Source organism: Pseudoalteromonas sp. bablab_jr010 (genome assembly GCF_016464105.1).
Taxonomy (GTDB): Bacteria; Pseudomonadota; Gammaproteobacteria; order Enterobacterales; family Alteromonadaceae; genus Pseudoalteromonas; species Pseudoalteromonas simplex.
In genome coordinates, this window is the sequence record NZ_JACDWV010000009.1 from 1 (window position 1) to 12,317 (window position 12,317).

At 38.8% G+C, this 12,317-nt stretch carries 11 protein-coding genes; 3 read left to right on the forward strand and 8 right to left on the reverse strand.

Features of this window, described 5'->3' with window-relative positions:
- Positions 1 to 295 precede the first annotated feature (295 nt).
- The 8 genes from JIG37_RS00060 to JIG37_RS00095 form a co-directional block, all read right to left on the reverse strand.
- Positions 296 to 1,738, reverse strand: coding sequence for an IS1182 family transposase (locus tag JIG37_RS00060; RefSeq protein WP_199528342.1), 1,443 nt, complete (start codon positions 1,736 to 1,738; stop codon positions 296 to 298).
- A 345-nt stretch (positions 1,739 to 2,083) separates the two neighbouring features.
- Positions 2,084 to 5,284, reverse strand: a complete 3,201-nt coding sequence (locus JIG37_RS00065) for a CusA/CzcA family heavy metal efflux RND transporter (RefSeq protein WP_055022222.1) — start codon at positions 5,282 to 5,284, stop codon at positions 2,084 to 2,086.
- A gap of 11 nt (positions 5,285 to 5,295) precedes the next feature.
- On the reverse strand, positions 5,296 to 6,552 hold the full coding sequence (locus JIG37_RS00070; protein WP_055022223.1) for an efflux RND transporter periplasmic adaptor subunit: 1,257 nt from the start codon (positions 6,550 to 6,552) through the stop codon (positions 5,296 to 5,298).
- 64 nt (positions 6,553 to 6,616) lie between these two features.
- Complete coding sequence (locus tag JIG37_RS00075; protein WP_008468875.1) at positions 6,617 to 7,834, reverse strand: TolC family protein; 1,218 nt, start codon at positions 7,832 to 7,834, stop codon at positions 6,617 to 6,619.
- A gap of 83 nt (positions 7,835 to 7,917) precedes the next feature.
- Positions 7,918 to 8,268: a hypothetical protein gene (locus tag JIG37_RS00080; RefSeq protein WP_004588885.1), complete on the reverse strand. Its 351-nt coding sequence runs from the start codon at positions 8,266 to 8,268 to the stop codon at positions 7,918 to 7,920.
- Between the two features lie 55 nt (positions 8,269 to 8,323).
- A complete protein-coding gene (locus JIG37_RS00085) occupies positions 8,324 to 9,226 on the reverse strand; it encodes a cation diffusion facilitator family transporter (protein WP_004588886.1) in 903 nt (300 codons plus the stop codon).
- Positions 9,213 to 9,944, reverse strand: coding sequence for a transglutaminase-like domain-containing protein (locus JIG37_RS00090; RefSeq protein ID WP_199528343.1), 732 nt, complete (start codon positions 9,942 to 9,944; stop codon positions 9,213 to 9,215). Before JIG37_RS00090 ends, JIG37_RS00085 begins: the two co-directional genes overlap by 14 nt.
- Positions 9,945 to 9,999: 55 nt before the next feature.
- The gene (locus JIG37_RS00095) at positions 10,000 to 10,614 is read right to left on the reverse strand and encodes a cation transporter (protein ID WP_004588888.1); all 615 of its coding nucleotides are present in this window, start codon (positions 10,612 to 10,614) and stop codon (positions 10,000 to 10,002) included.
- 77 nt (positions 10,615 to 10,691) lie between these two features.
- Between JIG37_RS00095 and JIG37_RS00100 the strand changes: the two genes are divergently transcribed.
- From JIG37_RS00100 to JIG37_RS00110, 3 genes are all read left to right on the forward strand, one after another.
- Positions 10,692 to 11,081 carry a Cd(II)/Pb(II)-responsive transcriptional regulator gene (locus JIG37_RS00100; protein ID WP_004588889.1) on the forward strand — a complete coding sequence of 130 codons (390 nt, stop codon included), beginning with the start codon at positions 10,692 to 10,694 and terminating at the stop codon, positions 11,079 to 11,081.
- Between the two features lie 42 nt (positions 11,082 to 11,123).
- Positions 11,124 to 11,501 carry a MerR family transcriptional regulator gene (locus JIG37_RS00105; RefSeq protein ID WP_004588890.1) on the forward strand — a complete coding sequence of 126 codons (378 nt, stop codon included), beginning with the start codon at positions 11,124 to 11,126 and terminating at the stop codon, positions 11,499 to 11,501.
- Positions 11,502 to 11,603: 102 nt separating this feature from the next.
- Positions 11,604 to 12,005, forward strand: coding sequence for a MerC family mercury resistance protein (locus tag JIG37_RS00110; protein WP_230237177.1), 402 nt, complete (start codon positions 11,604 to 11,606; stop codon positions 12,003 to 12,005).
- Positions 12,006 to 12,317 lie beyond the last annotated feature (312 nt).

Sequence of the window (12,317 nt, forward strand, 5' to 3'; positions counted from 1 at the left end):
CCAGAATAATCGTGACCAATTAGGTGAAAGGTTGATTTACCTAAATCAATACCTATGACTTTTGCAACTGACATGATGGTTTCCTCCTGTAATAGCCAACACTATGAGTTTAGCTAATGGGTGGGGCGTACCATCTAATTAACGAGTTAGAGCCGAAGGTCGGCTCTGTGCCCAGACTGTGTGAAAACTAATTTTTAATAAATTGTCTTGGGTATGTTCTTAGTTTGAAACCATTTAAGATGGTTGCGATCGATTTTTTCTCAGTATCGCAATTTTCTCCGCGCGAGCGAAACTGCTATGGCAACGCTACTCTAATTGCTTTACTTAGGCCGTTAACTCCCATAATTGTTATCATTCTTCTGAAGTTGTAAGCTAGGACATGAAGACTTATTTCTGTCCCCACGCTTTTTAAACCTCGTGTTAGTAAGTGGGTAGCTCCCATCCAGAGTTTAATTGTGCCAAAGGGGTGCTCAACAGTTTGCTTGCGATGAAGCATCAATTCAGGTTCATTCTTTAGCTTTTGAAGCATTTCTTCTGTCAGAATCTCATGCACCCACCGCCTTATTCGCCTAGGGTCTTTTTTAGAGTTAGTGCACTGACTTCTTATTTTACAATCTCGACAAGCAATGTGATTGAAGTAAACATCAAGGTATTTACCTTGCTCAAATACCTGCATTCGATTTTGAAGTTCATTACCAGCGGGGCATAAGTAAATATCTTTATTTGCATCGTATTTGAAGAGTGAGCGGTTAAATATCCCTTTCTTTTCAGAGGACGATGTATCCGTCTTGGGCATGATTGGCTCTGCACCCAAGTCGATAGTATCTTTTATATCGGGCTGACTGAAGTAACCTTTATCTGCTAATACCCTTATATCTTCCTTGCGCAATGCTTTTTGTGCGAGTTTTGTCATTGACGCAAGCTGGCCTCTATCTGGCACGTTGGTCACCTCATGCGCCACTATAAGGTGGTGCTTGGTATCAACCGCACTTTGCACGTTATAACTCACAACTCTTGTAAAACCTTGAGTTTTCATTAAACGTGAATCAGGATCAGTAGTGGATATTTGCTTGTCAGGATAAGCTTCAACTTGTTCTTTAATCTCGTGTAGTTTTTTTAACTGGCTGCGAAAGTCAGCTAGCCTATCTTTTGTGGCTTTAATTTTTGTGACGTTAGCTTGCTCTTTATCGGCTTCATCAAGTAATTCAAGGTAACGTTCAATATTCTTTTCGACTCGGTCGATGTGGAATTTAACTTTGCTTGGCGTAAAATTATTGCCTTTGTTGTTGCTAGCTTTAAACTTACTACCATCGATGGCAACAACTGGTTTCTCAAACATATTCAGACGACGGCAGACTTCAACAAACGTTTTGCACACATTTTTTATACCATCTCCGTTGTCTTTTCTAAAATCAGCAATCGTTTTAAAGTCGGGTGCCAACTTACCAAGTAGCCACATCAGTTCAATATTGCGTTGGCATTCGGTTTCTAATCGGCGGGATGATTGAATACGGTTGAGGTAACCATAAAGATACAGTTTTAATAATGTGGCTGGATGATACTTAGGGCGGCCTGTGGACTTTAAAGTTAACCCTTTAAACTCCAATTCAGCTAGATTTAGTTCCTCAATGAAAACATCAATCACTCTGACCGTATTATCTTCACTGACGTAGTCTTCCAACGATTCTGGAAATAACGTTGATTGGTCACGACTTTCACCGCTTATAAACTTTGACATACTGCCTCAACCCTCAACTGAATCAATAGTCTAATTATATAAATATCAGTATATTAAGTGAACTAAATGTATAGATTAATAGATCATAAGCAGAACATACTTAGACCAAAAGGTGATCAGAGTTTTCACACAGTCTGTGCCATAATCCGACCTTGAGACACATAGAGATTAAGACTGCAAAGATACGAAAGCGGAAGTTAGCTTTGGCCTGTTTAACGACAAATATTCCGACAAAGCAGTCATGACTATTAGTTTATTGTTAAATCTAATCTTTCTTTTCGTTCATCTACTCAATAACCCCACGCTAAACGTGACTTTAGCGTGGGGTTAGAGTTCACAGTAATTTTATCTGGATAGCTCTTTTATTTTTTTCTCTGAAAACCAGCGATATAAAACAGGTAAAACAAATAATGTTAACAGTGTTGCAGTTACCAAGCCGCCAACAATAACACTCGCTAATGGGCGCTGTATTTCTGCACCAACACCATTAGACATTAACATCGGTATCAAACCTAAAGCTGATGTTATAGCAGTCATAAGTACAGGTCTTAATCTTGAAGTAGCGCCTTCAAAAACGGCTTTAGATGCTTCTAGACCGTCTTTAATACGTTGGTTGATACTTTCTACCATAACGACCCCATTCAATACCGCTACACCAAATAAGGTAATAAAGCCAACGGAGCTTGGTACAGACAAGTATTGTCCAGATAAATATAAGGAGAAAACTCCGCCAATTACAGCAAGCGGCACGTTGACCAATATCAGCATAGCTTGACCAACAGAGCCAAAAGCAAAGTAAAGTAACAATGCAATTAGCGCTAAAGATAGAGGTACAACGATAGCTAGTCTGCTTTGAGCACGCTGCTGGCTTTCGAATTGGCCACCTATTGCTACCGAGTAACCTGAAGGTAGGTCAACTTTCTCAGCAATAACTTTTCTGATGTCGGCTACTACACTACCCATATCTCTATTCTGAACGTTTGCTTGAATAACGACACGCCTTTGAACATCATCGCGCCTTACTTGAGGAGGACCTGATTCAAATGAAACAGTTGCAACATCACCTAAGCGTACCCAGGCGCCTGTTGGTGACTGAATTCGAATATCTGAAATAGCTTCCTTATTTTGTCGGTACTCTTCTTCAATACGCACGTAAATATCATAACGTTCATTGCCTTTGATGATTTGTCCAGCTTCAACCCCTCCAATACCATCTCGCACAACTTCCATTATATCAACAACTGAAAGTCCAAAGCGCGATAGCTCTTGCCTATTAGGTTTTACGACAAGTTGCGCTTCACCTGCAATTTGCTCAAGAGCAACATCTCTTGCACCATCAACACTCTTTATAGCCGCTTCGATCTCTTGTCCTTTAGCTGCTAAAACGTCTAACTCAGGGCCAAATAACTTTATCGCCAACTGAGCTTTTACGCCAGATAGTAACTCATCAACACGAGTCGCAATAGGTTGAGAAAAGTTTAGTAGTAAGCCAGGAAACTCCTCTAAAGATCTCTCCATTTTCCCTTGAAGTTCATATCGATTAGATGCACTGGTCCACTCAGAAACAGGCTTCAACCCTATGTAAATTTCTATGTTATTCACAGGCTCTGGATCTCCACCTATTTCGGCTCGACCAATTCGGCTTAATGCATAGGTTACTTCAGGAAAAGCCATTAGTTTTTCTTCTAGAATTGGTGCCACAGTGAGCGCGGTATCTAAACTGGAAGAAGGTGCCAGCGTTGCTCTTAAGTTTATCGTCCCTTCTTCTAACTCAGGTACAAATTCAGTACCAATTAATGGAACTAATGCAAAGGCAGAGAAAACTAATATAAGTGCGGCTGAAATGACTAACTTGGTGCGTTTTAGTGCGAATGTAAGCCCTTTTCTGTAGAGTTTGTCTAATGGCCTAAGAACAAAGCTTTCCCTCTCTTTTACACCTGACTTAAATAAATAAGTTGCCAGTGCAGGTACGATAAACAACGCAACCACAATCGCAGATACAACGGCTAAGATGATGCTTATTGCCATAGGTTGGAATAACTTTGCTTCAACCCCTTCAAAGCTGAACAATGGCGCAAATACGACTAAAATAATCGAGGCAGCAAAAAAGACGGGACGAGCCACTTCTTTACCTGCATTTTGCAGACGTAATTTAATGCCGTGCTCATCGTGTTCTACATCGTGCGGATCTGCGTCAGAAGTTGGAACACGTTCCTTTACCGATTTCGAATGTGTCGCGTCAGGTCTATTTAAATGTTTAAACATATTTTCAACCATAACCACTGAGCCATCTACAAGCATACCAATAGCGACCGCTATGCCACCCAGTGACATAAGGTTTGCAGAAATGCCCCACCAAGCCATGATCATTAACGCGATACCAATTGAAATTGGAATAGATATTAATACCAAGAAGGTTGCACGTAAATTCATTAAAAATAGTGCTAATACAATACAGATGAAAATAAATGCTAGTAATAGTGCATCAACCACTGTATTTACCGCTTTTTCAATCAAATCAGCCTGATCATAAAAAGGCTCAAAGCGAACACCTTTTGGCAATGCTTGATTAATTAATGGAATTCTTGCATTGATACCATCAATGGTGGCTTTAGTATTTGAACCCATGCGTTTTAAGACAATGCCAGAGACAACTTCGCCTAAATTTTCGACTTTACCGTCTTCGGTTTTGCGCGTCATGGTGACAGCACCTTGACGAATTTCACTGCCCATTTCAACTTTAGCAATATCTGAAACCGTAACAACCGTACCATCTACTGTTTTAACGGGAACTTGTTTGATATTACTGATGCCAGCCTCACCACTCTCAAACCAGCCTGTGCCTCTAATCACAAGCTGCTCTTGCCCACGGTTCATGTACCATCCGCCAACATTCGCATTGTTGTTATCTAGGGCACCAACAACGTCTTCTTGCGTTAGTTCATATGCTAAGAGCTTAGATGGATCGACATTGACTTGGTATTGCCTAACATTACCACCAAAAGATAATACATCAGTGACTCCATCGACAGGCATAACGAGTAACTTAACAATCCAATCGTTAAGGCTTCGAAGCGCCATAGCATCATAACCTGCACCTTTATCTGAAATAAGAAGATACTGAAATACTTGGCCCAGCCCAGAGGTGTTTGGTCCCATTTCGGGTGTCCCAACACCTTCTGGTATCAGTTCTTTTGCGGCTTGAAGACGCTCAAATACGAGTTGTCTTGCAAAGTAAATGTCGGTGCCTTCTTTGAAAACAACCGTAACGCCAGACAAGCCTGTTTTAGAAATTGAGCGCACTTGTTCTACATCAGGTAGGGCATACATTACCGCTTCAATGGGGTACGTAATGAGTTGTTCAACTTCTTCAGCAGCCAGTCCTGGCGCTTCAGTATTTACAGCAACTTGAACATTAGTAACATCAGGAAAGGCATCCAAATTTAATTTTGGGATCACCATAACTGCACCAACCATAGTGGCAAACAGCGCAATCAAAATCAGGAGTCTATTATTAACAGACCAATCTATTATTTTATTAAACATAGTCTTGCTCCCTAGTGGTTGTGCGGATCAAATCCGCCTTTAGCGATTTCAGACGCAACAAAAAATGCGCCTTTAGTTACAATTCGCGTTCCACTATCAAGGCCAATGATTTCTCTAAAACCACCTAAGGCTCGGCCTAGTTCTATTTCTACAGCTTTAAATTCTCCAGGGTGGTCTTCGACAAATACTGTCCAATCACCATCTGCGCTGCGGATCAATGCTTCTTCTGGCACAGCCATCACTTTCTGCTTTGTGGCAAACTGAAAGTAAACTTTTACAAACATGCCTGAATGAAGATTATCATCCGAATTATCTACTCCTAACCTAATAATTCGAGTACGAGTAATAGGGTCAATTGTATGGGCTTCTTGGATAACTTTGGCATTGTAACTCTGGCCTTCTAATTTAAGTACCGCAGGAGAATCAATTGATAAATTTAGCTTTTTATTTGGAGAAACTTTTGCTTCAACCCATAGTTGTTTTTCATCTGCTAACAACATTACTGAATCACCAGCATCAACACGTTGCCCTTGGATAAAATCGTCTTGAAGTACAACCCCTTCACGCTGAGCAATTAATGTATATTGCCCAAACGCTTTTATGTCTTTGTTAGAAATGCCATCTATTGCTTTTTCAGTTAACCCTAAAGCAATAAGCTTCCCGTAACTCGCATTGTATGTAGTCTCTGCTTGTAATAATCTACTTTCACTCACCGTCTTGTTACCCAGCTTTTTCACACGTTGCCATTCGGTTGAAGCGATTAAATAGTCAGCCTGTGCTTGTGCCATTGCTTCACTAAATAATGTAACTAACTTCTGACCTATTTCTACATGCTCTCCAAGCGCTGCATGGCGACTAATAATGACTGACTCTGTACGTGGCGATACCACATAACTTTTATAGCCATTAGCTTTTATTTCGCCTGGTGCATATACGGTGCTAAATTGATATTCAGGCTTAACACTTTCCACTTTAATGTTAGCAAGCGACATCTTCTTTGGATCAATAGTGATACCTTCTTCATGTCCTTCTTCTCCCTCTTTATTACCACCTTCATGGCCGTGCTCGTCATGGTCACCTTTATCTTCTTCATGTCCCTTTTCGTGTTCATGCTCATCTTGATGTTCTTTTTCTTCTTGTTTCGAAACGTTTGTGACAGAACCAGTTCCATCTGACGACTGTGCAAAAGCATCATGATTTGTAGTAAACCCAACTAACAGGCAGCTAATTACTACGGCTAAAAATTTTTTACTAATTACTGTATTCATTTTTGTAACCTATATTTTTAATAAATTTAAGATTTCGTTTTTCGCTACTGAAAAAACAAAGCGCTCAAATCTCAAATTTGGATAACTGACCCATACTTAAAATGAAGGATATTTCTGCAAGCTTGAATTGATTTTCCAAACGTATTCCTGCATGAAGCCCTTCCGCACGTTGATTTAATGCAAGTAAGTAGTCAGAAGTATTAATGTCACCAGCTTCCCAGCGCTTATTTAATAAGTTTTCGCTGCTATCTAATCTGCCTTTTGTCAGTTTTTGCCATTGCTCATAATATTTTTTACTGACAATAAGCGATTCATAATTAGCTTTTGCTTCAAATGACTGCTTTCGATAAACCGACCGAAAGTTAGCCTCTGCTGCAATTGCTTCTGAATAAGCGGCTTTAACAGTATCTGAATAGTTATTTCTGATATTTAAAGGCATTGAGAAAGTCACGCCAATCAAGTCTTCATCTCCACTTTTCCCTGCGTTAACTCCAATGGTTGGATTGGCTTTAGATTCCATAGTGGTTAGTTGAGCTTTAGATTGTTTTATCTTCCATTGCGCTCTAGCGAGTTTAACTTTTGGATGTTCCTCAACCCACTGAGAGTTAAATGAATAGTTTGTTGCTCCAAAAGTAAATGAAAACAAATTGGTAGTATTAGGCGTCCAATCAGGCAATAACTCCTGAACATTTACCTCTGCATTTTTCAAAGCAATTTGCGACTCAGATATTTCACTGAAAACTTGGGACAAGTTTAAATAAACCAGTTCAGCGTCAAGTGGCTCTAAAAGTCCTGCTTTTCGCTTATCTTCAATAATTCCAACGAGCGTTTGTAATTGATTTTCTCTTACTGAAAGTAACTGAGCCACCTTTTTTGCTGCTTGCCAATTAACTATTGCAGTTAAAGCGTTAGCCTTTTTAGAATCGAGTAGAGATAACAATTGTTGCTGGTTTGCATAAACACCAATTTCACCAATGCTTTTATTTGCTGATTGCTTATCCCAAAAATCAATCGTTTGACTGATACCAATAGAATAATTATCAAAATCACCCTCTTTTTCATAGCTTGCTTCAAGCTCTGGGTTATATACGGCTTTAGTTAAGCTCTTGGCTCTATGATTACTTGCATTAAGTAACTCTTTAGCCGCAACAACTTCGGGATCTTTATTTATTTGACTATCTAGCCATGAAATACTTTTCTGTTTGGCATAAGTGGCAACTGAAAAACTCACAGCCATACATAAAGACAGGACTAAACCTGCATTTTTTAAATATATATACATAAAAATTCTTAATTTTAAAATTAATAAACACGAAACCTTTATCCATTATTAAAGGATAAATAGGTCATTAAAAATTAATCTAATTAAGAAATGGGCGGACGAAGTATCGCTTCAAGAAAGGTACTTGTTTGATCAATTTGATAAGGCGTTTTATTGATAATGTTTAGTTTGCCCGTGGTATTTGAATTACTGACTAAAATCCAAGATAAGTGGCTGCCACTGCAATGTCCGCAGTGATGACAATCTTTTTCATTATGCTGCTCATCACCTACATTATCATTTGAGACATTTCGATCATCTGCATGATCATGTTGAATTTGAAGGTGCTCTATATCTATTTGGTGATTCTCAGGTGTTGCGGATACAACAGCAGTTAACGATTGCAAAACAATCGAAACGACTAATAGTATTTTTAACGCAACATTGAATTTCAAAATAAACACCTACTTAAATATGAAAAATTATAATATCAAAAAAAGGTTTTCTAAACTAGCCATGCGCATGTTTTTCATGCTCGTCACGGCAAGTTTCTTGAGGAAACTCAAACTCAATGGTTGTATGAGATAAATTATAAGAAGAAAGTTCCTTAGCCACTTGTTGTTTTAGCCTAATTAATTTATCAACCTCAAAGTTATGGGCTAACTCTAGGTGAGCAGTTAATACGTGACTTTCCCCGTCTAATGACCAAAAGTGCATATGATGAATCCCATTAATTTCAGGTATAGCCTTTATCGCTTTTTCAATATTATTCTGCACTTCTTCATCAGGTGTAGCTTGAAGAAATAGTGCCAATGTTGTTTTCAGGTTTTTCAAAACGTTAAACAATATAAACAGTGTAAAGCCTATAGAAAGCAAAGGATCTAATATTGGTAGATCTACAAAAAGCAGCACGATAGAAACAATTAGGACTGCAACCCAGCCAAGTACGTCTTCAAGCAAATGCCACGTAAGTACTTTTTCGTTCAGCGTTTTACCCGCTTTTAGTTTAAATACTGCATACCCATTAACAGCAACCCCAAGTAATGCAAGACCCAACATTCCTTCAGCCATTGGCATTTCAGGATTAGATAATCTTGGTATTGCTTCAAATAGCACCCAGACAGAACCAATAACTAATACAATACTGTTAATTAATGCGCCAAACAGGGTAAGACGACGATAGCCATAGCTAAATCTATCGGATGCTTCTTTATCCGAGAAACGACTCAGTATCCAAGCGAATCCTATAGATAAACTGTCACCCAGGTCATGTACAGCATCAGCCATAATAGCGGTACTGTTGGTTAGCCAACCACCAATAAATTCGATAATAGTAAATGAAACATTAAGGAAAAATGTCCAACCTATACGGTCGTCTTTTCCATGCGAATGGCTATGGCTATGATTGTGCATTTTCCACCTCAAGAACTTTTAAATTTTTTACATTGACTACGTTAAAATTGATAAAGTGACGGATCACTCGTTGATACATCCAACGTTTGATTCCTGATAAGTTAGTTCCTTTTTCGAGATAAAACTCATCAGGGGAATTATAAACACCAAAATCATCATGAATACCTTCTTTTTGTATATAGGTATCTTGACCACGCCAATCTGTATCTGGCGAAGAGAAACACTTTGTTGCAACACCATAACCACAAAATTCGTTTTTTATTTGACTAAATTTGTGCTGTAGTGAACTTAAATATTGTTCATCTAATATAAAGCCTTCTAAGTTTATCCAACGATCCTTGAAATAAACTTCAATCCAACTATGAATGATATATTTAGGTGCTAACCAAAATACATAAGTTGGAATAGCTCCTTTTTGTAATCGCTGCTCAATAGTAAAGCCGTGAAAACGACATTGAATACCTAATCCTCTTAACAAAGCCATCAGCAAGTTACCCTTGGTATTGCATTGTCCGTAACCATCGGCTAAAACACTGCTTGCTGAAATATCATCACTCTCATTGTAACCAAATAATATTTCATCTTTAACAAATTGGTAGGCTGCACCAATTTTGTTGAAGTCATCGAGTTCTTGCCAATTACGCTCAGAAATTAATGATTGAATTGTAGAGTGTTCAAAATTTACTATCTTGGTTTTTTCTAGATATTTGCTATTCATTGATGTTTCCTTACTTTGAACAACCAAAGGTTGATTGTTTATCTTCATTTGGTGTTTAACGTGTTTTCTCAGCAACAGCTAATTCTTGTTTAGCATCGCTTAGTATTCGGTAAGCGCCTCGAAGAATTAACATTGAAATGATGCTACCAATGACGATATCAGGCCAACGCTGTTTCAGCACCATAACGAGTATGCCTGCGATAACGACACCAAGATTTGCAATTACATCATTCGCTGAAAATATCCAGCTAGCTCTCATATGTACTTCATCGTTGTTGTGCTTTCGAATAAGGATGAGACAAATCACATTTGCAACTAAAGCAACCATGCCTACGCCAATCATAAACCAAGAGTGAGGCTCACTTTCACCATACAGCCTTCTAGCAATATCCATTAGAATTAGCACGCCTAACCCCAGTTGGAAATAGCCACTCACTAAAGCAGCATTAGCCTTATGTTGGATTGACTTTCCCACCGCGTATAGTGCAATTGCATAGACGATTGCATCCGCTAGCATGTCTAACGAATCTGCAATTAAAGCCGTTGATTCTGATAACCAACCAAAGCCAATTTCAAAAACAAACATCGAGGCATTGATAGCCAGAAGCCAATAAAGCACCGTTTTTTGCTGGTTATCTTTTAGCTCAACTTCACACCCACAATCGCTCATTTTCATCTCCGATTAACTTGTATGCTCTAACTATAAATCCTATAGTGACTATAGGGTCAAGTTTATTTGGAAATTTTATGAAAATTGGTGAGTTATCTAAAACATCGGGGTATTCAGTACAAACCATCCGATATTATGAAAAGGAGGGCTTGCTGTCAGATCCTGATCGCACTGAAGGGAATTTCAGGTTGTATTCTAATAAGGCATTTAAAGAGCTAGAGTTCGTAAAGCATTGTCGAAGTTTAGATATTCCGCTTAATGATATTAAGCGACTCATTGAATTAAAAAACAAGCCAGAGGAGAGTTGCTCTAGTGTAAATGCATTAATTGATCGGCAACTAACTTTAGTTAATCAACGAATGAAGGAATTGAATGCACTCAAAAAAGAGTTAAAACTAATGGCAAGCTCTTGCGGGTCTGACGGTACAATTGAAGTCTGTGGCATTATCAAGTCATTAGATAGTTGAACTAAATATAACTTTAGATTAGTAGTATTCACAAAGGCAATAATGAAAACCATTGGCAAATTAGCACAATCATTAAATTTAAATGTAGAAACCATTCGTTTTTATGAACGAGAAGGACTGATTACACAACCTGAAAAACCAATATCTGGTTATAGACAATATGACGAATCAATAGCAGGACAACTTAGGTTTATCACAAAAGCCAAAGCGCTCGGCTTTACGTTAAGAGAAATAAAATCGCTAATGTCTATGGACAGCAACTGCGCTCAAGTTGAGCTATTAAACCGACAAAAGTTAGCAATCATTCGAGACAAAATTAATGACCTTCAACGTTTAGAGAAAGTAATTGTGGGTATGACAAATACCTGTATGCAAAACGAAGATCCAACACATTGCCCCATAATTGACTCATTAAAATGATTGACTCCGTACTTGTATACGGAGTTTAGAATGATGGTAATATCAACCAATAGACTTTCAAATGATAAATAAAATATTAGACAGAGTAGGCTCTAGTGGCGTTTGGCTAGCGGCACGGCCTGCCTCCCTGCATTAAGGTCACTTGCATCGGCATTAGGACTAGGCTTCTTCTCTCACTTCGAAGGAATAGCTGTAAATACGCTTTTACCTATTTTTGCATCTTTGGAACTATTGGTAAACTTATACAACTGGCACAAAAATAAAAACCATACCAGAGCTGTCTTCAGCATTCTAGGGCCTGTAGCAGTGCTATTAACGCTTTATCCTCTTTGGCTATATGATTGGAGCACATACCTATTTTACTTTGGTATTTGCTTAATGGTCGTTATGTCGGTTTTGGATATCGTAAAACCAGTAAGGGAGCAAACATGCAACGTATGGCTAATTGCCGTCGTTGAAACGATTAACGGTCAATGTCTGCTTTTCGCTCAAAGCCACCCTTAGTGCATTTACGTTAACTCATTTTGGGGCGTGCGACGTGAAGTCGTATGAAGTGCTGTTCACCGCTTAATGAGTGAACCATCTGTATCACCAGATGATCCTAGGAGCCTGAATAAAGTAGCGGCTCTGACAATGTAACGAAGGTTGGTATGCGCCAATCGGGATCTTAATCGAGAGAGGACGATCCTCCTGATAACCACAAATCGGGTGAGTGCTAGGCCGTCAGTATGATGAACATAAGTGAATCCGCGTAAGGTGCGTTATATGATGAAACAGCGGAAGTGGTTAATACGCTGTAGCCAAAAGGCGCGAGAG

Bases quoted from the DNA above. Each gene is read 5' to 3' on its own strand.
- JIG37_RS00060 (WP_199528342.1), bottom strand. From the start codon at position 1,738: ATGTCAAAGTTTATAAGCGGTGAAAGTCGTGACCAATCAACGTTATTT.
- JIG37_RS00065 (WP_055022222.1), bottom strand. From the start codon at position 5,284: ATGTTTAATAAAATAATAGATTGGTCTGTTAATAATAGACTCCTGATT.
- JIG37_RS00070 (WP_055022223.1), bottom strand. From the start codon at position 6,552: ATGAATACAGTAATTAGTAAAAAATTTTTAGCCGTAGTAATTAGCTGC.
- JIG37_RS00075 (WP_008468875.1), bottom strand. From the start codon at position 7,834: ATGTATATATATTTAAAAAATGCAGGTTTAGTCCTGTCTTTATGTATG.
- JIG37_RS00085 (WP_004588886.1), bottom strand. From the start codon at position 9,226: ATGCACAATCATAGCCATAGCCATTCGCATGGAAAAGACGACCGTATA.
- JIG37_RS00090 (WP_199528343.1), bottom strand. From the start codon at position 9,944: ATGAATAGCAAATATCTAGAAAAAACCAAGATAGTAAATTTTGAACAC.
- JIG37_RS00095 (WP_004588888.1), bottom strand. From the start codon at position 10,614: ATGAGCGATTGTGGGTGTGAAGTTGAGCTAAAAGATAACCAGCAAAAA.
- JIG37_RS00100 (WP_004588889.1), top strand. From the start codon at position 10,692: ATGAAAATTGGTGAGTTATCTAAAACATCGGGGTATTCAGTACAAACC.
- JIG37_RS00105 (WP_004588890.1), top strand. From the start codon at position 11,124: ATGAAAACCATTGGCAAATTAGCACAATCATTAAATTTAAATGTAGAA.